Origin of the sequence: Desulfobulbus oligotrophicus, from assembly GCF_016446285.1 — a bacterium.
GTDB lineage: Bacteria > Desulfobacterota > Desulfobulbia > Desulfobulbales > Desulfobulbaceae > Desulfobulbus > Desulfobulbus oligotrophicus.
The window spans coordinates 536,262-556,667 of sequence record NZ_CP054140.1; the positions used below are offsets into that span (position 1 = coordinate 536,262).

Annotated in this window: 18 protein-coding genes and 1 tRNA gene; 9 read left to right on the top strand and 10 right to left on the bottom strand. The window is 49.1% G+C overall.

Going from position 1 to position 20,406, the window contains the following annotated elements:
* Positions 1-26 precede the first annotated feature (26 nt).
* Genes HP555_RS02435 through HP555_RS02445 form a run of 3 tightly spaced genes read right to left on the bottom strand, consistent with a single transcriptional unit; the run spans position 27 to position 3,485 of the window.
* Complete coding sequence (locus HP555_RS02435; RefSeq protein ID WP_199263631.1) at positions 27-1,436, bottom strand: mannose-1-phosphate guanylyltransferase/mannose-6-phosphate isomerase; 1,410 nt, start codon at positions 1,434-1,436, stop codon at positions 27-29.
* A gap of 47 nt (positions 1,437-1,483) precedes the next feature.
* Positions 1,484-2,857, bottom strand: coding sequence for a phosphohexomutase domain-containing protein (locus tag HP555_RS02440; RefSeq protein WP_199263632.1), 1,374 nt, complete (start codon positions 2,855-2,857; stop codon positions 1,484-1,486).
* A gap of 37 nt (positions 2,858-2,894) precedes the next feature.
* Positions 2,895-3,485 carry a CvpA family protein gene (locus HP555_RS02445; RefSeq protein WP_199263633.1) on the bottom strand — a complete coding sequence of 197 codons (591 nt, stop codon included), beginning with the start codon at positions 3,483-3,485 and terminating at the stop codon, positions 2,895-2,897.
* Positions 3,486-3,642: 157 nt separating this feature from the next.
* Here HP555_RS02445 and HP555_RS02450 point away from each other — a divergent pair, with 157 nt between their 5' ends.
* Together HP555_RS02450 and mutM are read left to right on the top strand one after the other, a co-directional pair.
* On the top strand, positions 3,643-4,434 hold the full coding sequence (locus HP555_RS02450) for a 4'-phosphopantetheinyl transferase family protein (protein ID WP_199263634.1): 792 nt from the start codon (positions 3,643-3,645) through the stop codon (positions 4,432-4,434).
* Complete coding sequence (gene mutM, locus HP555_RS02455; protein WP_199263635.1) at positions 4,427-5,287, top strand: bifunctional DNA-formamidopyrimidine glycosylase/DNA-(apurinic or apyrimidinic site) lyase; 861 nt, start codon at positions 4,427-4,429, stop codon at positions 5,285-5,287. The genes HP555_RS02450 and mutM overlap by 8 nt, the downstream gene beginning before the upstream one ends.
* Before the next feature lie 73 nt (positions 5,288-5,360).
* Here mutM and HP555_RS02460 read toward each other — a convergent pair whose 3' ends face one another.
* The 4 genes from HP555_RS02460 to HP555_RS02475 are packed head-to-tail and all read right to left on the bottom strand — an operon-like array spanning position 5,361 to position 9,824.
* On the bottom strand, positions 5,361-6,707 hold the full coding sequence (locus HP555_RS02460) for a sigma 54-interacting transcriptional regulator (protein WP_199263636.1): 1,347 nt from the start codon (positions 6,705-6,707) through the stop codon (positions 5,361-5,363).
* A 1-nt stretch (position 6,708) separates the two neighbouring features.
* Positions 6,709-7,296 carry a hypothetical protein gene (locus HP555_RS02465; RefSeq protein WP_199263637.1) on the bottom strand — a complete coding sequence of 196 codons (588 nt, stop codon included), beginning with the start codon at positions 7,294-7,296 and terminating at the stop codon, positions 6,709-6,711.
* 11 nt (positions 7,297-7,307) lie between these two features.
* Positions 7,308-8,846, bottom strand: coding sequence for a sensor histidine kinase (locus tag HP555_RS02470; protein WP_199263638.1), 1,539 nt, complete (start codon positions 8,844-8,846; stop codon positions 7,308-7,310).
* Between the two features lie 6 nt (positions 8,847-8,852).
* Positions 8,853-9,824: a VanZ family protein gene (locus HP555_RS02475; RefSeq protein ID WP_332908650.1), complete on the bottom strand. Its 972-nt coding sequence runs from the start codon at positions 9,822-9,824 to the stop codon at positions 8,853-8,855.
* A 793-nt stretch (positions 9,825-10,617) separates the two neighbouring features.
* On the opposite strand from HP555_RS02475, the gene HP555_RS02480 reads away from it, so the two are divergent.
* Positions 10,618-10,872, top strand: coding sequence for a ComEA family DNA-binding protein (locus HP555_RS02480; RefSeq protein WP_199263640.1), 255 nt, complete (start codon positions 10,618-10,620; stop codon positions 10,870-10,872).
* A 333-nt stretch (positions 10,873-11,205) separates the two neighbouring features.
* Positions 11,206-11,281 (top strand) — tRNA-Phe (locus tag HP555_RS02485).
* A gap of 14 nt (positions 11,282-11,295) precedes the next feature.
* Here HP555_RS02485 and HP555_RS02490 read toward each other — a convergent pair.
* The 3 genes from HP555_RS02490 to HP555_RS02500 all read right to left on the bottom strand — a co-directional run bounded on the left by HP555_RS02490 (position 11,296) and on the right by HP555_RS02500 (position 16,904).
* Entirely contained in the window at positions 11,296-12,711 is a 1,416-nt protein-coding gene (locus HP555_RS02490; RefSeq protein ID WP_199263641.1) for a sigma-54-dependent transcriptional regulator, read from the bottom strand.
* Complete coding sequence (locus HP555_RS02495) at positions 12,708-13,934, bottom strand: PAS domain-containing sensor histidine kinase (RefSeq protein WP_199263642.1); 1,227 nt, start codon at positions 13,932-13,934, stop codon at positions 12,708-12,710. The genes HP555_RS02490 and HP555_RS02495 overlap by 4 nt, the downstream gene beginning before the upstream one ends.
* 405 nt (positions 13,935-14,339) lie before the next feature.
* A complete protein-coding gene (locus tag HP555_RS02500) occupies positions 14,340-16,904 on the bottom strand; it encodes a sigma 54-interacting transcriptional regulator (RefSeq protein WP_199263643.1) in 2,565 nt (854 codons plus the stop codon).
* 341 nt (positions 16,905-17,245) lie between these two features.
* Between HP555_RS02500 and HP555_RS02505 the strand changes: the two genes are divergently transcribed.
* The 5 genes from HP555_RS02505 to HP555_RS02525 all read left to right on the top strand — a co-directional run bounded on the left by HP555_RS02505 (position 17,246) and on the right by HP555_RS02525 (position 20,354).
* Positions 17,246-17,530: a DVU0150 family protein gene (locus HP555_RS02505; RefSeq protein WP_408639838.1), complete on the top strand. Its 285-nt coding sequence runs from the start codon at positions 17,246-17,248 to the stop codon at positions 17,528-17,530.
* A gap of 21 nt (positions 17,531-17,551) precedes the next feature.
* Positions 17,552-18,607: a sulfite exporter TauE/SafE family protein gene (locus tag HP555_RS02510; protein WP_199263645.1), complete on the top strand. Its 1,056-nt coding sequence runs from the start codon at positions 17,552-17,554 to the stop codon at positions 18,605-18,607.
* 28 nt (positions 18,608-18,635) lie between these two features.
* Positions 18,636-19,253 carry a DUF4881 domain-containing protein gene (locus HP555_RS02515; protein WP_199263646.1) on the top strand — a complete coding sequence of 206 codons (618 nt, stop codon included), beginning with the start codon at positions 18,636-18,638 and terminating at the stop codon, positions 19,251-19,253.
* A 61-nt stretch (positions 19,254-19,314) separates the two neighbouring features.
* A complete protein-coding gene (locus tag HP555_RS02520) occupies positions 19,315-19,536 on the top strand; it encodes a hypothetical protein (RefSeq protein ID WP_199263647.1) in 222 nt (73 codons plus the stop codon).
* Entirely contained in the window at positions 19,533-20,354 is an 822-nt protein-coding gene (locus tag HP555_RS02525) for a hypothetical protein (RefSeq protein ID WP_199263648.1), read from the top strand. Before HP555_RS02520 ends, HP555_RS02525 begins: the two co-directional genes overlap by 4 nt.
* Positions 20,355-20,406: the final 52 nt, after the last annotated feature.

Here is a 20,406-nt window from a genome sequence, read left to right on the forward strand (position 1 = left end):
AAAAGTCCGACAGGTTGTCTGTACGACTACTTGCTGACCCGTCCATATTCATCGTCAAAGCGAACGATGTCATCCTCACCGAGATAACTGCCGATCTGAACTTCAATCAACTCCAGAGGAATAACCCCGGGATTTTCCAACCGATGGACTGTGCAGCTCGGGATATACGTTGACTCATCCTCTTTCAGCAAAATCGTCTGCTCACCTCTCTGCACCTTTGCCGTCCCTGTCACCACCACCCAGTGCTCATGCCGGTGATGATGCATCTGCAGGGAAAGGCTCGCGCCGGGGTTTACTGTAATTCGTTTGATCTGAAAGCGTTCTTGTATCTCAAGCGTGGTGTAGCTTCCCCATGGCCGAAACACCGTCCGGTGCACATGATATTCACCCCGCTTGTTGTACTTTAACTTGTCAACAATCTTTTTCACATCCTGGGATCGATCCAGGGGAGCCACAAGAACGGCATCTGCGGTTTCCACCACCATGGTGCTGTCCAGGCCCACGGCGGCCACCAGAGTGTGTTCAGAGCGAATAAGTGAATCCTGCACATCTTCAAGCAGCACATCTCCATGCACAACGTTCCCCAGCTCGTCCTTTACACTCACCTCCCAGAGGGCACGCCATGAACCGATATCACTCCAACCCAGATCAGCCTGGACCACTGCTGCCAGCTTCGTCTTCTCCATCAATGCATAATCAATAGAGTCAGAAGGGCAGGCAGCCATGGCCGTGTCTCCAAAACGGAAAAACAGACCGTCTCCCTGACCCGCGGCAATGGATTCCGTCATGGCAGCGACAATATCAGGGGCATGAATCTGCATTTCACTTAAAAGCGTATCTGCGGTAAAGGCAAACATGCCGCTGTTCCACAGGTAACCGCCGCTGGCGTAATACTGCTCAGCAGTGGCAAGATCGGGTTTTTCTACAAAACTGGCCACCGCATACCCCTCTCCTTTTGCAATGTACCCGTATCCTGTTTCCGGATGATCCGGCACAATACCAAAAGTCACAATCCGGCCCTGCCGGGCCAGCTCTGCTGCCTCACGCACTGCGACTTCAAATTCCTTTGGTTTAAGAATCAGGTGATCTGCCGGCAACACCAGCAGGACATCACCACCGCGTCCCTGGCTGCTCACATAGGCTGCTGCCCCGCAAATGGCAGGAGCAGTATTTTTACCGTGAGGTTCCAGAAGAATACGAACATCCAATGGAATACCCAGATCTTCCAGCTGGCTCTTTGCTAAAAACCGGTGATCTTCACCGACAACGATCAGCGGCGGCAATGTATTTTCAAGTTGCACCACCCGATGGATAGTGGTCTGCAAAAGTGACCGTTCCCCTGTTAGGCTGATAACCTGCTTAGGGTAGAGTTCCCGGGAGAGCGGCCACAGCCGGGAACCGGTTCCACCGGCCAAAATAATGGGTTGAATTGCCACGATTAAACCTCAGAGGAGTTGATTGTTCGCGGTTGAATCCGTCCTTCTCATGAACGGATTATATGCAGTACATCTGCAGTTATTTGACGCAGTAGTTCCTCATCGCCTTTCGTCTCCACATTCAGCCGCAAAAGCGGCTCTGTATTTGAGCGACGAACATTAAAACGAAAGGCCGGGTATTCAATGGACAAACCGTCTGTCCTGTCCACCACACCGTTCGGATAGTGTTTTTCGATGGCGGCAATGACCTGATCAGGATCCCGTACAGCTGAATTGATCTCACCGCTCACCGGATAGGCAGCCATACGGGCATCACATAAGGCTGACAGGGGTGTAGCACGGGTACTCATCAGTTCACAGACCAACAACCAGGGAAGCATTCCTGAATCACAGTAACCAAAATCGCGGAAATAATGGTGCGCCGACATCTCGCCGCCGTAAACAGCATTGTGAAGTCGCATGTTTTCTTTGATAAAGGCATGACCAGTGCGGGTCATCACCGGGTTTCCTCCGCAATGCTGAACAATCTCTCTGGTGTTCCATACCAGTCGGGGATCATGCAGGATAGTGGAACCAGGATGATGCTGGAGCAGCATCTCCGCCAAAAGACCGACTATATAATACCCCTCAATAAAGCGACCGTTTTCATCGTAGAGGAAACAGCGATCAAAGTCACCGTCCCAGGCAATACCAAGATCAGCCCGATGTTCACGTACAGCCTGAGCAGTGACTTCACGTTTTTCCGGGAGCAGTGGATTCGGCACTCCATTGGGGAAATTTCCATCCGGTTCGTGTTGAAGACGGATAAAGGTAAAGGGCAGGTGAGGGGCCAGTAAATCGATAATCGGTCCGGCACAGCCGTTCCCTCCATTGACCACCACCTTCATCGGTCGCATTGCCCGGCAGTCAACAGAGGTCAACAGATGGCGAAGATAGGCGTCTTTATTCGTTGTCTGAATGTAACTTCCCGCTTTGTCCGCCCTGTGCGCGGCCACCATTTCCTGCCGGTGAGGATCGGTTGCCATCCTGGCAATCTCCAGCAAACCAGAATCAACAGAAACAGGACGGGCGTCACGCTGGACAAATTTCATCCCGTTATACTCTGCAGGATTATGGCTGGCGGTGATCATAATACCACCAGCCACCCCCTCTTCAGCTCGACTGAAGACAGCGTGGTAAACCTCTTCGGTACCGCACAGGCCTAAATCAACAACATCCACACCCTGCTCCAGCAGTCCGGCCACAATGGTCCCGGCAAGTAATGGACTGCTCAGGCGCATATCCCGACCAACAACCACCTTGCGAATCTGATAGTAATCGACAAAGGCACGGGCTATTCGTTGTGCAATCTGTTCATCAAAAGTATCAGGAATTTTACCACGAACATCATAGGCGGTAAAACAGGCGGGCAAGGATTTCATAGCGACTGTGTCCTAAAAAAGATGTACTGAAAACAGATCATGGATGTTTCGCCTTTGCCGGCTCAACGTTCTTCTCTGCCGGCTTGCCGGTAAGCAGGTCACCTGTAATTGCCGGTCTTTTGGGGGTTAAATCAGTACGAAGACGAGGGTCGTCAATAAAAACATGCAACAGTGTCATTCCCTGGCGCAGAAAAGATGTTGCATACGATGAGCGCACCAGATCATTATTCGCTGACAGACCGGATGCCAGAAACATATATGCCAGAGAACAGATCAAAGCGGCCTGGCACCCACCAAGTACCATACCGGCCAATCGATTCAACCAACCCACTAAGATCACCTGGATAAAACGATGCAACACTTTACCCATCATTGTAAAACAAAAAACAGCGATAACAAAAAGAATGGCAAAGCCACAGAAGAAGATTACCTTGGGATGACCGATAACCGAATCGGTTCGTGACAAAAGCGTACCGATATACTGTCCGGCAACAATATAGCTCCCGGCCAGAGCACATAGACTCACCAGTTGTCGCATCAGTCCAACCCAAAGGCCACGTAGCATAAAAATGCAGAAGATCGTTAAAACTGCAAGATCGAGACAGGTCAGTTCATTGATGGTCGGCATACAGTATATGTTGGCGGAACCTGATACCAGGCTCTTCTTCATCGGATAAAAAATATGAGCGAGAACAGATTATATACAGCTCTGGATCGCGCGCTCAATCAGGAAACACTACGGACCACACGGCCATAAACGCGAGTCGATTATACAGGATTCATGGGTGAAGACAACTACTTATCCATCGTCAACCCGGCATTACCTTGAGGTGCTCCTTGCCGACATACGGACAATAAGCACAAGATGGCAGATGTTCGCCCCTTTTTCCTGTTACCTGGCATTGCTCAATCTGCATCTGCTCCGACCACTACTGGAACGGGACAGAACAGAGAATCTACTCACCTGTCTGCTGAGTCCGGCTGAATTGAATATCTTTCATGGCTTCAGCTATGATAAACGCCAGCTGGAATGGCTGGGTGGGCGCATTGCAGCCAAATACGCTTTACAGGCCATGAGCTGTTCCACAACCCCTGCCCCGCACATGTACTCCATCCTTCCAGACAGACACGGCAGGCCGCACATAGCCCAGAAACCGACGGGATGCCCAGCTGTTACCGTCTCCATTGCTCACAGTTCAGGCTATGCAGCAGCTCTTGCCTGTAGCAAAGGATCGTGCGGGGTCGACATCCAACAGAAAACACCCACCTTGTACAGAGTACAAAAACGATTTGCCCAAAAGGAAGAGCTACAGGCCTTTGATCCATCTCCACTACCACCACTAACCCGCCTCGGCCTGCTATGGTCAGCCAAGGAAGCCGTCAAAAAATGTTTCCTGCCGGATCACCCTTCATTTCTCAGCGCTATCAGGTTTACGTCGGCGTACTCTGAACAAAACAATAAGATCTGGATCGGACAGTGCAGCCTCAGCCATACAGCCCATGATCATGCCACTGTGCGGATGGGGGAAATGGATCAACACCTGATCGCCTGTACCTGGGGAGAGAATAATGCCTGAACTACCGGAAGTTGAAGTTGTCCGTCGCGGTTTACTGTCATTCCTTCCCGGCAGAATTGTGACCGCGGTTGCTGTGGGCAAACATCATCTACGCCGCCCCATCCCCACCCACCTGCTCACCAGACATATTCAGGGACAGACTTTTCTCACGATTGACCGTCGAGCCAAATATCTCTTACTGCGGATGACAGGCGGGGCAACTCTGGTCATTCATCTGGGGATGACCGGCAAACTGTCTGTAGTACCGAAGTCAACAACTCTTCACAAACACGACCACCTCCGACTGTCTCTCAACAGCGACAGAGAGCTTCGGCTCAATGACAGCCGACGATTCGGCACTGTTATGGTGTGGCCGGCAGCAGAAGCCGTTGCCAGTGAAGGTCTATTTTTCGCTCAAACAGGTATTGAACCCTTTGACCCCGGTTTCACAAGTGACCACCTGTACACTCTTGCCTGCAGGCGCAAGCTGCCGGTTAAATCCTTACTCATGAACAGCCGGCTTATTGCCGGTATTGGCAATATCTACGCTAATGAAATCCTGTTTGCTGCCCGGATTCACCCTGCAACTCCAGCTCAATTTTTAAATCGGCAAGACTGGCAACGCATCATTGTTGCGACTCAGCGGATTTTACAGGAAGCCATTGAAGCCGGTGGCTCGACCATCGGCGACTTTCTCAATGCCAGCGGCCATCCCGGGTATTTTCAATTTCATTTCGCAGTATACCGCCAGGAGGGTTCCGCCTGCTCTGTTTGTGCGCAACCCACCGTTAAAATGACCCTGGCAGGAAGAGCAACCTATTTCTGCCCGGCCTGTCAACCACTTCAACACAAAATGTCGCAAAAAAGAGACTAGCCATCTCTTGGCATAGCGAAGTTTACTCAACGTGCCAATCAGAACCGTCTTCATATTGCGACACCAAACACGCTCAGTCTTTATAAAGAGACGGTACAATATGATGCCGATTCAGTAATTTATAAAAATCTGTCCTGTTACGCTGTGCTAAACGTGCAGCCTGAGAGACATTACCCTGGGTTGTTTGCAGCAGCTGAATGAGATACTGCTGCTCGAACTGTCTCTTGGCTTCGGAGAGAGGCAGGATTTTCTTCTGATGCTGTTTAATGGCGTCGTACAGCAGATCCTTGCTTATCAGCGATGAGGTGGCTAAAGCAACTGCATTTTCCACTACATTAAAGAGCTGCCTGATATTTCCCGGCCATTCGGCCTCAACAAGAATCTGCATGGCTTCAGGTGTAAATCGCTTTTCCTGACCATCCCTTTTTTCAGTCAGAAGAGCCGCAAAATGTTCGGCCAGCAGCGGAATATCCTCTTTCCGCCTGTGGAGAGGTGGCAGCTCCAAACTGACGACATTGAGCCGGTAAAACAGATCTTCACGAAAGGTGTTTTCCCGAATAGCCTCTTCCAGATTTTTGTGGGTTGCCGAAATAATGCGAACATTGACCGGTACCGGCTGTGAACTGCCCACGGGTCGAATCTGCCGATCCTGCAGAACCCGCAAAAGTTTCACCTGGATATGCAGCGGCATGTCGCCGATTTCATCAAGAAACAGCGTCCCGTTATCGGCCGATTGAAACAGACCGGCATAGCTCTTTACGGCGCCGGTAAATGAGCCTTTAACATGACCGAACAACTCTGATTCAAGCAAAGTTTCCGGAATGGCAGTGCAGTTGACCGGTATAAAAGGACCGTCTTTATATTGACTGGCCTTGTGAATAGCAATGGCCAGCAGCTCTTTGCCTGTACCGCTCTCACCACGGATGAGTACTGTGGCGTCAGTCTCAGCGACAAGCTTTGCCCGGGAGAGCAACTCCTCCATGATCGCACTCTGGCTGACAATCCCCTGCCGCCATTCATCGCGCTCTCCGACAATCTCGCCTCCACCACCAGTGACCTCAATAGCCTTGGCAACCTCCTTTAACAGTGCAGATCCTTCAATCGGTTTGGTTAAGAAGGAAAAGACACCCTGCCTCGTTGCCTCAACCGCTTCCGGAATTGAACCGTGGGCTGTAATAATAATAACAGGAACTGATTTGTTTAAATTGCGGATAGCTTCAAACAAGGCCAGACCATCGATCCCCGGCATACGAAGATCTGTAAGCACCACATCGGGTTTAAATGCCGAAAATGTAGCCAATGCCTCTTCTCCACTGGCAGCAACAGCAACATCGTAATTTTTGCTCTGGAGACGTAATTTCCATAAACGCAACAGATCTATTTCGTCGTCCACCAATAAAATCTTGTGCGAGTGCGCCATCTCACCGTTCCCTGTTTTTAATAATACTTTCTATGTTCTTCAACTGCTCGAGTTGTCGTTCCAGCTCTTTAATTCGTGCCTGATCCTGACTGCCGCTTCTCTCCAGACTTTCGATCCGGTCCATCAGGTCTTTTTTCTCGGCTGCCAGTCCCTCTGTTTTATCGGTCTGCTTACTGTTTTGGCGCCAACGAATAATCTGCTCCCGATCTATCCTGTCCATTAAAAGAAAAATACCCTGAAGGCTTGGAGCTTTCCCCTCATATTTTTTGATGTATCTGGAAAGCATATCTTTCCCGTTTTTGAGCTGTTTATACGAAGCATGCGGATGTAGGCTCAAACAAACCGTACGAAGAACATCCGCACTTTCACCATCAGCAGCACCGGCAGAAGCAGCCTGGTACTCGGCGGTAAATCCACGGCGAGTTATCTTCTCGTTGGCGGCCAGACAGGTAAGAACAGTGTCCGCCTCTGAAGACTGGACAACAAGTTGTTTCCTGGGAAGCTGTCCCTTTTTACTCTCAATCATTTCCGCACAACCACTGACCAACAGTATGGTCAGCAGGACAATGAACAAACTCATCTTTTTCATGTAATTCCTTTTCATACACATGGCAGACTGACCTCAAACCGGGCTCCCTGCAGACTGGGCAACAATCGCAGGGTACCACCGCAGCTCTCAATATACTCTTTACTCACAGCAAGTCCAAGACCTGAGCCTTTTACCGCCGAACGGCTTTTCTGTGTTCCCTGGTAAAACGGTAAAAAAACCTGTGCACGATCCTCCGCGCTGATCCCCGGCCCTGTATCCTCAATCACAAGTTGAAGATACCCTCCTTTCTCCGACATTGTAATGCTGATAGAACCATAATCAGGAGTAAACTTAACGGCATTGCCCAATAAATTATCAATGGCTGTCTTCAACTGTTTCGGGGTGGCAGTTACCAGAAGAGAACGCAAATCCATTGTCAGTTGAATATTTCGTGCCAACATGGCGTTGCGATGATCTTCAGTTACCTCTTCCACCAGCCTGTCTATCTGGATTTGCTCAAGGTCCATGGGCAACTCTCGAACTTGCGCCATGTTAAAATCCAATATATCCTGAATAAGTTTCTGCAGTTTCCTGCAATTATTATCAAGAATACCAACAACCTCAACCTGATTGTCATTCAGCGGCCCGATCAACCTATCTTTTAATAACCCTGCCCCCTCCTTGATAGAGGACAACGGTGTCTTTAATTCATGGGAGATATGGGCCAGCATCTTCGCCTTCTCCCGGTCCAAGACCTGGAGCCGTTTGCGCAGCCAATCGAGTTTTGCGCCAAGATTCTCCAAATCACGGGGTCCGGAGATCTGGATCGGTGTGGAAAAATCTCCCTCGCCCAGGCGCTCAATAACACGATCGAACTGCCTCACCGGGTTGTTGATGAGAGAGATAAACAGGACCACAAGAAGCACACTAAAACCGATCAATCCGGAAACCTGCCAGGCCAACGTGGTTTTGTTCACCCGAACCCGGTCCTTGAGCGCCTCCACCTCTTGTGCCATCAGATGATTGCTTATAAGTTCCAACTTGCTGACAAGCTCACCAATGCCCACGTACTCATCAAATATCGCCTCCAGCCGAAGTTTTTTCGCCCCCTGACCTTCAGCGTCTTCATGTTCAGTTGAAACAACCAGCAGCTCACCGATTGTCATATGCTCATTGAGCACTGTCTCCTGATCGGCAGCGACAGTGTCCAGAGGACCACCGCTTTCAAGCAGAGCCGTGACCACTCGCTGTTCCTTTACCCGCAATTCTTCGATCAATGGCGCAAGCTCATTATCTGTATTCAGTCCTGCAAACTGTCGAAGCAAATCAACCACTTCATGGTGTCGCACCTCGACATCTTCCAGGTGCTCTCTTTCTTCTAAAACCGCAAACAGCCGTGCTGATCGTTCCTGCCGAAGCAGCAGATCGCTCACCTTTCTGCAGCTATCGATGCGGGCCACAGACCGATATACTGCCACCGCGCTCTGCTGGACCATACCGTTAAGAATATGGATAGAGCTGATCAGTGCGACAATCAGCGGCAAAGCCGCAAAAATAAAACCCGTTAACAGTAATGATAAAAATGAACGCGGATGATAAAGCCGATTCACAGATCCTCACTTACCAGGGCTGGGGCCGAGGTAGACATTATCCAAGTAAATTACCTGAGCACAGGGCTGCTGGATCACAAACAAACCGAATCCCTCGATATGTTGCATGTCCATTGTTCGCCCTTTAGGTGCCGCCGCGACCTTGTCAAGTGGAATAACAAGATCGTTCCAACCGGATTCGATATCAAACCCCTGATTATAGCGGTCACTATATTCCAGTCCGTGTTTTTTATGGTGCACATCATGGATACGGGCATTCAGCATGAGTGGTGTTTTTTTAGGATTGTACACGCTGAAATGCAGGGTTTGAAACCCACGCCAGTCATGGGGGAAATAAAAAAGCGCTACTCCCGAGTATTGGTTTGTCGACAACTGGACCCGAGCCGCCCGGTGACCGTGGCGAACGATATCGGATCCGGTCTGCAACTGATCACTATGATTCCACCTGTATCGTTCAAAGGGTGTCTCAAAATCAGCAAGAACGGGAAACTGTTGTCGTGCCAGATACTCGTCAATCAATGCTCTGGTCAGTGGCCATACAGCAATCAGAATCGCACTGACCACCCCAAACCGCACACATATCCTTAGCCAATAACGTGCCAGAATTCCCGTTCGAGCAATAAAAGAATAAACGAGTAAGCACCCCAGCTGGTTACGTACGACATCTCCCATATCCGGAGATCGGCTGCTTCCAAGCGTCTGTAAAACCTCTACAGTTATTCCAAGAAAGAGAACGATGAAAAAAATAAAAAAGAACTCAGCAGGCGGAGAAAATTCTTTTCCCCTGGTCCGTAAACATTGATGCAGCCAGTATGTGAACACCATAAAATAAAAGATATGCCCTGTATCCCATGCAGCTTGAAACGAACGGGAAGAATAGTATCCTGGCCCACCCCAAAAGAAGAAAGGGGCACCTATCAGCAATAAGAGCAGCAAAAAATAACGAAAATGTGGGGAGAAGACTACCCTTGTGTGCAAGTGCTCACCTTACGACCAAACACAGAGAAGCTGCAGGATCATCATACCGCACCGGTACAGCCATTTAATTGCCTGCATAAAAAAATACAAGACCGCACAATCGACAAGTCCGGCACGTATCCTGTCGGTGGTTCTCCATGCTCTGCAGGCATGACTATTTTAAATAGACTCAGCCTGATTCATCGGCTTCCCTGCAGACATCTCTGTACAAAATGACAACACATCCTCGTTAGATACGACCGAGGAAGGAAATTATAAAGCACGAACTTTGATCTGAAATTAAGGGCATCGCTGCAATTGTGGTCTGTCAAAACTTCCTGAAAAACAGACATAAAAACCATGGCACAGTGCGCAGACAGTTACACAAAGGCTGTACAAGGTGTGCCGGTATCACTCCGAATGTATACGTGTAAGCCGGACAACCATGTTTCAACCATCGGAAAACAATCCTTTCCCTGAAACTGGTCCCACTCCTGAATGTTGTGAAAAAATCTCAAAAAACATTCCGAAAGAGCTCACCTGGTCGTAAAAAATGCAATGTCACACGGAATCATCTGCAACAATCAGTAAATACTTCAACCTGTTCCCGAGCCGGAGAACTTCGGAATTGCCAATTGGCAATGGTGCGCAATCTTTCGAAATATCAGCACCTGTCAAGCCCAGCAATCCTCACAGCAGAAATAAAACTGAAATATTGCATTTTCTAATTTGACATGAACTCATATTTTTTCCTATTATATAATTATGAGCTAGCTGGAGGTTGTCATAATTCAAGCAAACGTATGGAGGGCCTATGAAACGATTTTATCTAACACTGGTATTCTTGCTTTGTTTGGTCACCGCCGCCTTTGCCAAGGTCAACATCAACAGCGCCACTACCGAAGAATTGGCAACACTTAAAGGTATTGGTAAAGTAAAAGCCGAAGCTATTGTTGCCTATCGTTCCACCAACGGTGATTTCAAAACAGTCGAAGACCTCACCAAGGTTAAGGGCATCGGCAACAAAATTTTCGAAAACATCAAAGACGACATCTCTGTCGACGAGTAATTACTCCGTTTAAAATCCTCTGACTCTCAGCATCTGAGAGTCAGAAAATATCATAAGGATTCTACCTGATTGACAAAAGGTACATTGTCCGTTAGTAATGATGCGTAGTTAAAAATCGGGTGGTCTCTTGCATTGATTCTTCCAACAGAGGAATCTGCTCCTGCTGCGACTCCACCACTCTGCCCGGAAGCAGTGCAAGCTACATTTCAAACCCAGAAGAACAGACAATCCTTATAATGAACAGCAGTATCACCTCCACAACCTTTGCAATCAAAAACTAGTTGACAACTACTGCATTCTTTTGCTAGTTGTATCAGCTCTAAAAAAATATGTGCCGAGATAGCTCAGTCGGTAGAGCAACGGACTGAAAATCCGTGTGTCCCTGGTTCAAATCCTGGTCTCGGCACCACATACGTAAAGAGGTTAATCGGACTGCTTCCGGTTAACCTCTTTTTTTCTGAAGTCCTGAAGATTGATCCCGTGTCTGTTAATTTTATCGTACAGACTTTTCCGGGATATTCCCATTATTGCACAGGCAGCATTGACCTGTCCCTTAACATGCACGAGAACCTGTTCCACATACAGTTGCTCCTGTCTGCCCATGTACTCCTTCAGAGGGGAAGCCATAACAGATTGAGGTATACCTGTGACCGTTTGCTCGCAGCTGACTGCTTCAGGTTTACCGAACACACAGCATCGGCGCACAAAATTGCGTAATTCACGGACATTACCGGGCCATTCCCGCTCCATCAACTGGCGGACCAAAGCCGGTGTGTATGGCTCCACTGCCCCCTCTTGTTCGTCTCGATACTCATTCCAGAAATAATCAACCAATAGGGGAATATCATCCCTTCGTTCCCGCAGAGGTGGCAGGTGAACAGGCAACACGTTGAGACGAAAGTATAGATCCTGTCGAAACGCCTCTCGATCCACCTCGGCCTGCAGATCACGGTTTGTAGCGGTTACAATTCGTGCTCTTAAAGAAATGGCACTGTTCCCGCCCAGCCGCGTGAAGGTACGATCTTCAAGAACACGTAAGAGCTTGGCCTGTAAGTGAAAAGGCATGGAACAGATCTCATCAAGAAAAAGTGTTCCATCACCGGCGTATTCAAATTTTCCAATCTTACGATGGGTGGCACCGGTAAAAGCCCCCTTCTCATGGCCGAACAGCTCGGACTCGATCATCTCTACGGGCAGCGCCCCCATATTCACGGCAACGTAAGGGCTGCCTTCATTAGACCCTATGGTGTGGATAGCACGAGCAACCAGCTCTTTTCCGGTTCCGGTTTCACCTGCAATCAGCACAGGATCAGTTTCCCGGCCAATGGTCTCAATGAGATCGTAGAGATTAAGCATGGACGGATGACTGCCGATGAGACCATAAAATCGGGAACGACTGGCCCGGCTGGCATGCAGCTGCTGCTCGAGCCGGCGGTTGTCCAGCACCAGTTGTCTTCGCTCGATAGCCCTTGTCAAAGTGGTCAGAATGATGTCTTCATCCACCGGTTTTTGCAGAAAATCATAAGCTCCCTTTTTCACCGCCTCCACAGCCATTGTGATATCACCATGGCCGGTCATGAGAATAACCGGAAGATCCACATCCAGCTCAAGAATTCGCTCCAGCAGCACCATCCCACTCATCTCCGGCATACGAATATCTGCCAGAACTGCAACGAAACTGTGCTCACCAACACTTACCAACGCCTCAACAGGGTTCGCAAAGGTGTGCACAGTATAGCCATGCAGCATAAGGGTCTGTTTGATCGCTGCCAAAAGATAATGGTCATCATCAACAACCAAAACGCGAAGCCTTGGCGCAGCAGATTCCACGAAGCTCATACCGCTCTCTCCCCACACTGTTCTGCCGGGCAGCCATGCTGATATTGCGGGAAATAGATGGAAAAACATGCACCCATACCTTCTGCACTTTCCACTTCAATATATCCGGAGTAACTGCGAACAATCCGATCAACGATGGACAGCCCCAACCCTGTACCGGTGCCGACAACCCGGGTGGTAAAAAACGGGTCAAAGATCTTTTTCTGCAACTCTTCCGGGATCCCTTCACCATTATCTGCCACGGTAATCAAAATATAGGGTTCTTTTTGCATGGTTTGAAGGTTGAGACATTGAACAAGATTACTCGTAATGGTCAACTTCGGCTTTTCAACACGCCCCATGCCCTGTATGGCATTTTGGACCAAATTCAGAAAAACCTGCTCAAGCCGGACTTCAACACCTAAAACTTCACATGCCTGCGGAGTCAACCGTAAATCAAGAGTTATTTCACTTAAACGCAACTGTGATTCGAGGAACTGCAGGATCTTGCGAATAATGCCATTCAGATCCAGCGGCGACTTTTCTTCTTCCACCTTCCGCCCAAAGCTGCGCATGGTGGCAATAATAGAGGAGGCCTTGTTGACTCTATCGATGATAACATGGAGATTTTCTCGTAGCATCTCAGTATGGTCACCTGATGTTTCCAGTGCCTTGAGACAGTTACGGGCAAAAAGCAATATCGCATTTAAAGGTTGGGTCAACTCATGGCCCACTCCAGCCGCCATCTCACCAAGACTGGCAAGTCGGCTGGAGTGGATCAACTGCTTTTGCCCCTCCTGCATCTGTGCCATTAAACCGTAAAATTCGCTGCAGTCCGAGCAGATCAGCATGTGCAAGGTAAGCCCGTTGGGGTTGACATAGGTTGAACCACGCATTTTCACTGGAAAAAAGCCACCCTTGCCATCCTTCAAATATGCCTCAAGTTCGATAAACCCACCATCTACAAAAGCCTGACGAATTGTGTCAGCCATCTCTGTGGAGACCAGATCATTGAGCAGGAGTTGGTGACCGGCGTCAAAGGTCACCCCAGTGCGTTCGAGAAATTCGCGGTTGGTCTGAATAATTCTGAACTCATCATCCATCAGAAGAAACAGCTCGGAAATACTGGCAAGTATCCGTTCAGTAAACGATCTGCTCGCCTCCATCTCCTCATGCTTCCTGAGAACGCGAACAACAAGATCCTGCCGCTGTTTTTCCAATATCTTAATGGTTTGATCATGCATTACTTCACTCCCTTGTGCCGTACATTCGGAAGGACTGTGCAATGTCCTGTCAAACAGCATATTCCGAAAGCAGTTTATTTGGGTTGAGTCAGACCTTTACACAACGGACTGCCGGAGGTGTGAAAATGTTTTTTTCCTCCTTTCTGTTTTCTCCGGATTCTTTCACTTTATTTCTGTACACCTGTCCTTATATTCCGACTCCTGCTTTATATCTGTCACCACAACTCTCCATTCATCGGTTCCAATGCCTTATTCCGATTAGCATCCCAGGCATTCCCCTTACAGCACTTCATGCATGACAGTTTGTCCAGAACAGATCATCGCGCACAAAAAATTCACGCAAATTCGACCATGAAAACGCAGCCACTTATCAATGCCCGACATAAAACAGTGCCTATACCGGCTTCAATTCGTCGATAATCGTGCAAGCAAGTAGCGAGATGACGGACCACGTCCTGCTTTTTCAAGCAAGCCCCTGGTCACCAGGTCACGCAAATCATATTGCGCGGTACGAATTGAAATGAGTTCGCCAACCGCTTCCTGATACTCACTCCGAGTAATTTCTCCTTGCCGAAGGATTATCGGCCAGACCTTGCGCTGACGGGCATTTAATACGATCTCAGGTGTTTCCCCGGATACCCACTTACCAGCTCGGGGCGCTTCAGCTGTGGTTGCTCGGACCGGATCTGAGCATCCGGTCGATGAAGAACAAGAGCCGCCGTCCATATCCTGGATACGAGGTGCCCTGTCAGACTCCGCCACCTCAGGTAACTGATCAGCGAACAACACCTGTTCAGCCAGCAGGATATCATCCTCCATAAAGGCAAGAGAACGGGTAATACAGTTACGCAACTCACGGATATTTCCCGGCCATGGATAATTACAGAGTTTTTCAAGAGCTCCACGACTTATTCTGGCTGGTTCCTGTCCGGTTAAAATAGAATTTTCATCAAGAAAATGCTTGATGAGGATTGGAATATCTTCCTTGCGCTGACGAAGTGCCGGGGTATTGATGGTAATGACGGCCAATCGATAGTACAGATCTTCACGGAATTTTCCGGCAGCGGCACATTGCAGCAGATCGATATTGGTTGCCGCAATAATTCGAGCGTCGAACGCCACATCCTTGTCTGAACCCAGCGGTCGTATTCGTCGTACCGAAAGCGCACGCAAGAGGGCCTGCTGTACCCGAGGCGAGGCATTCCCGATCTCGTCAAGATGAAGTGTGCCGCCTGAAGCCGCTACAAAGGCTCCTTTACGATCAGAATGAGCCTCGGTAAATGCTCCTTTTACATGCCCAAACAGAGCATCCATCAACAAATTCTCATCAAGTGCACCACAGTTGATTGAAATAAAAGGCCCATCAGCTCTATGCCCCATTGAGTGAATAGCCTCGGCAGTCAGCTCTTTCCCCGTGCCCGTTTCTCCTACAATCAAAACATCTGCCAACACCCGGGCGGCTTTCCGGATTTGCTGCCGTAACCGGTTTATTGCCGGACCACTGCCGACAATACCATAAAGAGACATTGTTGATGATCTGGGGTCAATAGAAGATTTTTGCAAAATTCCAGCTTCAAAATCAACCGGTTGCCTCATCCGATCCTCTTCTCGTATCCCCTCTTGCAAAAGTTTATCACTACGCACAATTTTCAATTGTGTAAGAAGGATGTTGATGGGGCGTTGCAGTTGATGAAGTTCGTCAAACAACGGTGCAACCGTCAGGGGAGTTACATCATCACCACTGGTACGTTGCTCAATTTCCTCCTGCAAAAGTCGCACGGAGCGAGTAATACGATACCCGATGAAATACATGGCCATGAAAGTCAAGAAAACTCCAACCCCTAAACAAAAAGCGAGCAGGCTTGCAATTTTGTGAGTGGCAGCCATAAAGACAAAACTTGTATCCACACACCCTATCCCACCAACAACTCGGCGAAGTTCTGCATTTTCAGAAAAAACGATGGGAACATAACTGAGGTATAAATCGCGATCACGACCGTTTGGAGACAAAAAGGTACCGGAAACCAGGGTTTGGCCGGCAACACCGGCCTGCACATTGGCAATCATCTCCCAAAAAAGATTATGCGCTGCTGCTGGACGAAAGGCAGTGGAAAACCCGGGCCTGCCGATATCACCCTGCAGGCCGACGCGCAATGTATCGACCGACAACTCATTATGTGCCCCCTCTAAAGATTCGGATTGAAAGAGCAGCCAGCCGGAAGCATCAAAAAAAAAGCCCCTTTTATGTTCATTCTCCTGAGGGAAAAGAAAGAGCGGCGACAATCTTGAAGCGTGTAACGAAATGATATCTCGAATTTTTCGTAGATCAAGGGAGAGCGTCAGCCGACCTTTAAAAATCTTGTCAGCATCATAGACAGAGGTGGTCAACCGGATAACATGCATGGTCAGCCCACTCATCTCTCCCTGAACATGAACGGAAGGATAGACCGCCTCCATGGGATCACTTATCTGGACGTGGCCTTCCGGTTTGTCAACAAATTGAGTGCGCCCGGAGAAAATATCGAATTTTGCGCCTAATATCTGTTCTACGGCCACAGATTCTATGGTCTGCCCGGTATTAACAAGTACAAATCGTTCTGCCACAGCCTGGCCCTGAAAAGCTATTTCCTTATACCGACTCCGTTCCTCTGCTGTTTTTGCCTGCAGATGCTGCATTATCGACTCCGGGCTCAGTGGCATGCGAGCCAGGTACTGCAGCTCGTTTTGAGCGGCGACTAACAGTTGATTGATCTCATAGGCCTGTGCCAGCGCACGGGTACGTGCATTGCGCGAATATGCCTGATCCAGACTGGTCGACACAACGAAATAGACGCTGACAATCGTCCCGGTAAGAACCGTCCCAACCAGAAAAATCCCTATAAAAATCAGAATTTTAGTAACACCCCAGGTGAGAAATGTCCCTCTCTTTCTAATGACCGGTCTGAATAATGGCGGATACAAAAAGCGCATACAGGCACCTCCTGCTCACGAATAACTCGCACTTTAAGAAATCATCAACGTTGCAAAAATAGACTTTATCGCGAAATAGCGCAACTGTCTTTTTCCAACTACTTGATATAATATTTAATTTTTTTTTGCACAAAAACTGGCATTTCCTTTGATACTACAGCAACAACCTGTTTCTCTGTTCCGGACCAACTCCCATGGACAAGAAACAACCCGCATGATCTGAGCGCTTCGACACCCCTCCGTTGCGCTCAGATCAGCTCATGAAATCACGCTGACACGCTTAACCGAGGTACTGAAACCAAGCTTTCATCAACACGAAGGAGGAGACAATGAAAAAACGTATGCAATGGTTCTGGCGAACAGTTCCTGCCCTCATTTTGTTCGCCCCCGGTCTTTCTTTGGCGGCAGGCGGTGGCGGTGCCCCGATGGTTATTGTCGCAGACACCCGCAAACTTGACGGTATTCTGGCCTGGTGGGGCAATATGTACAATGAAAGCCATCTGCAGTTTGCCATTTTGACCATCATCATCATCCCGGTCACCGGTGTTCTCTTTGGCATTGTAGCGGACATCGTTATGGGGTGGATTGGCATTGACCTGAAAACCCGTGAATTAGCCGAAGATTAAATCGAAATACAGGAGACTCTCATGGACTGGCTTTATATCCTCATGCCCATCGCAGGCGTCAAAATTTTCTGGCCTGGCCTCATTATTCTCGGCGTCGGCGTTGGTATCATCGGTGGCTTTTTTGGACTAGGCGGCGCCTGGATGGTCACTCCAGGTCTGAACATGCTCGGTTTCCCCATGGCCTTTGCCATTGGTACCGATATTGCGCACATGGCAGGTAAATCGCTCATTTCCACTATGCGACACGGCAAGTTCGGTAACGTCGACTATAAGCTCGGCCTTATCATGCTCGTAGGCACGATTATCGGTTTTGAGGTCGGTGCCCAAATGGTCATGTGGCTGGAACGGATCGGATCTGTTGAAAAAGTTGTTCGCTGGATCTACATAGCCCTTTTAGCATTGATTGCCTGGATGGTCTTCCACGATGTGTTCAAACGCAAAGCCAAGGCACGGGCTGCTGCGGCCAAGGGTGAAACACTTGACGCCACTGCAACGGGTATCGAGTGGCACAAAACTCTGCACAAAATTAAAATTCCCCCGATGGTTCATCTCAAAGCGGCCGGCATATACTGTTCTGCCTGGCTCCCCATCATCGTCAGCTTTCTTACCGGCTGGCTGGCCGGCATCCTCGGTATCGGCGGTGGCTTAATCCGTATGCCCGCGCTGATCTATCTCATAGGCTGCCCCACCCATGTAGCCGTTGGTACAGACCTGTTTGAAGTTGCAATCTCCGGTCTCTACGGTGCGCTCACATACACCTATAAAGGCCGTACCGAACTGGTCGCTGCCATGATCATGCTCGTTGGTGCCGCAATGGGTGCGCAGGTCGGTGCTGTTGCCACCAAGTACATCAAAGGCTACGGCATCCGTATAGCCTTCGGCCTGGCAGTCATTGGTTGTGCGATCTCTATTCTGATGAAGCTGGTCCAACCCTGGCTGCCTCAGTTTAAAAAAATGCTCGACATTGGTGCGACCGCTCTGATCCTTGGTCTGGTTTCCCTGATGTCCCTCTACATCTTTATTCGCATGGTCCAGGGTGTTAGAGAAGAGTTGCGTCGTAAGCAGCAATCCGCCTAACTAGAAGAACGCACAAGGAGAACGACCCATGAACTGTAAACATATTCTGATTTCACTTGCTGCAGCCACCCTTGCCTTTTCACTGGCAGGATGCAACAAGGACGACTATCCCAAGATTGAACAAGGTCGAGTTATTGCCTTTAATAAAGAGGCCAAGGAAGTCACCCTGCTACACGACAGCGCCATGGATCCGAGGAATCCGGTGTATGATGTGTTACCGCCCGCTCTTTTCAAACTGCCTGTCGATCCGGCTGAAACCGGGGCACTGCCCGTCGCCGGACAGCGGTTGAAGCTGGATGTTAATAAAAAAATTGTGGTGATTTTTGACACCGCCACCCAGAAGATAGTCGAACTGCCGATCACAGTTGTCGATCTGCAGCAGCCCGTCGATAAGGACCATCCGCTGGTGTATGACAAACAAACCAACAAAGCAAAAAAATTCCCGGTGGTTGATCGTGATAAAAAAACCGTCACCATCTATTCTGACCGTCAGAAGATGCTGTGCACCTTCTCCGTGCCTGATCAGTATCTCGATTATCCCGAAAGCACCTGGGATGCCGGTGATGAGGTACGGCTGACCTACCGAACTCCCGGGCAGTCGCTGCGCTTCATGAATATTACGAAAACCGACATTTACAAACGATAACTCAATCAACCACAGACGGGTGAGCCAATGGTCTCACCCGTCCAATACAGAGAGGTTGATCATGTCAGAATATACATTCTTTCTCTTCCATAAACTGCTGGTGACCGCTGTGAATCTTCTGGTCCTTGGTGCACTGTTCATCGCCATGTACCGTGCTTCTCTTTACCCGGACGAGTTTACCCCTATCTTCTTTTCAACCCTATTTACTCTCTTTGGTCCCATTTTTTTATTGGGATACATCGGTAAACGCTATCTCAACAAACGTCGCCCTGTTTTGGCATGATAAGCGGTGTACATTTTGCCATCTGGCAGCGATATATCGGCATTCTGGCCATGATTCTGATGACAGGAGCACTGCTTTCTCTGGCTGATGCACTGATTGGCGGTCTTGGGGGGCCGCGGGGACTGATAGAACTTGTCCCGGGAAGCCGCTTTCAGATCAGCGGTCCGATGCCGCCGCGGACTGACACCCTCAAAGATGTTCTTATAACCGGTCAACCAAAGGATGGTTCAGTCCGCCTCCTGCCGGAAAACATTTTTACCGGCTATTGGCTTGGCGGGAGCATGTGGCGTGGAGTGATTGAAGTCGCTGATTTTGCGCGTGAAGATAGTGTTGTTATTGCTGTAAGAGACCGTTTTGGTGAAAAACAGAATCCTGCCCTGGTCTTTAAAGTACAAATCTGGCCGGATGAAGCTACCCGTAATGCGCATTCCCCATCTTTCATCACCAGAAAAACCGGCCTCAGTCCCTACATTTTTGCTGTCACCCTTGCGTTGATGGGCATGATGGCTGCGGGTGGCAACTTCTTTTTCGGACATCTTTGGAGTCGACACCTGGCAGCTCATCACTGTGGAGAAATTTTCAGACTGCGGCAAACTCAAAATGGTGTGGAAATCACCTGTGAACTCCCCCATATGGATTCTCTTTCACCCGGAACAAAAGGTGCCGTGTATCGGCCCGCAGGTGAATACGTTTGCCCAGCTACAATAATCAGTTCTGAACCGGAAGGAGTCCTGATGCTTGCCGACCTGCCTGAACATGTACGCCTGGGGGATATCGTCTGTGTTCTTCCTGAAACTGACAACGATCTGTTCAACTGAACCAACGCTTTCTTTGTGAAAAGGTCATTGACAACTTTGACTATACTTTGTA

Coding starts and splice junctions, on each gene's coding strand:
- mutM (WP_199263635.1), top strand. CDS start 4,427: ATGCCTGAACTACCGGAAGTTGAAGTTGTCCGTCGCGGTTTACTGTCA.
- HP555_RS02440 (WP_199263632.1), bottom strand. CDS start 2,857: ATGAAATCCTTGCCCGCCTGTTTTACCGCCTATGATGTTCGTGGTAAA.
- HP555_RS02445 (WP_199263633.1), bottom strand. CDS start 3,485: ATGCCGACCATCAATGAACTGACCTGTCTCGATCTTGCAGTTTTAACG.
- HP555_RS02515 (WP_199263646.1), top strand. CDS start 18,636: ATGAACTGTAAACATATTCTGATTTCACTTGCTGCAGCCACCCTTGCC.
- HP555_RS02500 (WP_199263643.1), bottom strand. CDS start 16,904: ATGCGCTTTTTGTATCCGCCATTATTCAGACCGGTCATTAGAAAGAGA.
- HP555_RS02520 (WP_199263647.1), top strand. CDS start 19,315: ATGTCAGAATATACATTCTTTCTCTTCCATAAACTGCTGGTGACCGCT.
- HP555_RS02480 (WP_199263640.1), top strand. CDS start 10,618: ATGAAACGATTTTATCTAACACTGGTATTCTTGCTTTGTTTGGTCACC.
- HP555_RS02510 (WP_199263645.1), top strand. CDS start 17,552: ATGGACTGGCTTTATATCCTCATGCCCATCGCAGGCGTCAAAATTTTC.
- HP555_RS02490 (WP_199263641.1), bottom strand. CDS start 12,711: ATGAGCTTCGTGGAATCTGCTGCGCCAAGGCTTCGCGTTTTGGTTGTT.
- HP555_RS02495 (WP_199263642.1), bottom strand. CDS start 13,934: ATGCATGATCAAACCATTAAGATATTGGAAAAACAGCGGCAGGATCTT.
- HP555_RS02465 (WP_199263637.1), bottom strand. CDS start 7,296: ATGAAAAAGATGAGTTTGTTCATTGTCCTGCTGACCATACTGTTGGTC.
- HP555_RS02525 (WP_199263648.1), top strand. CDS start 19,533: ATGATAAGCGGTGTACATTTTGCCATCTGGCAGCGATATATCGGCATT.
- HP555_RS02460 (WP_199263636.1), bottom strand. CDS start 6,707: ATGGCGCACTCGCACAAGATTTTATTGGTGGACGACGAAATAGATCTG.
- HP555_RS02505 (WP_408639838.1), top strand. CDS start 17,246: ATGCAATGGTTCTGGCGAACAGTTCCTGCCCTCATTTTGTTCGCCCCC.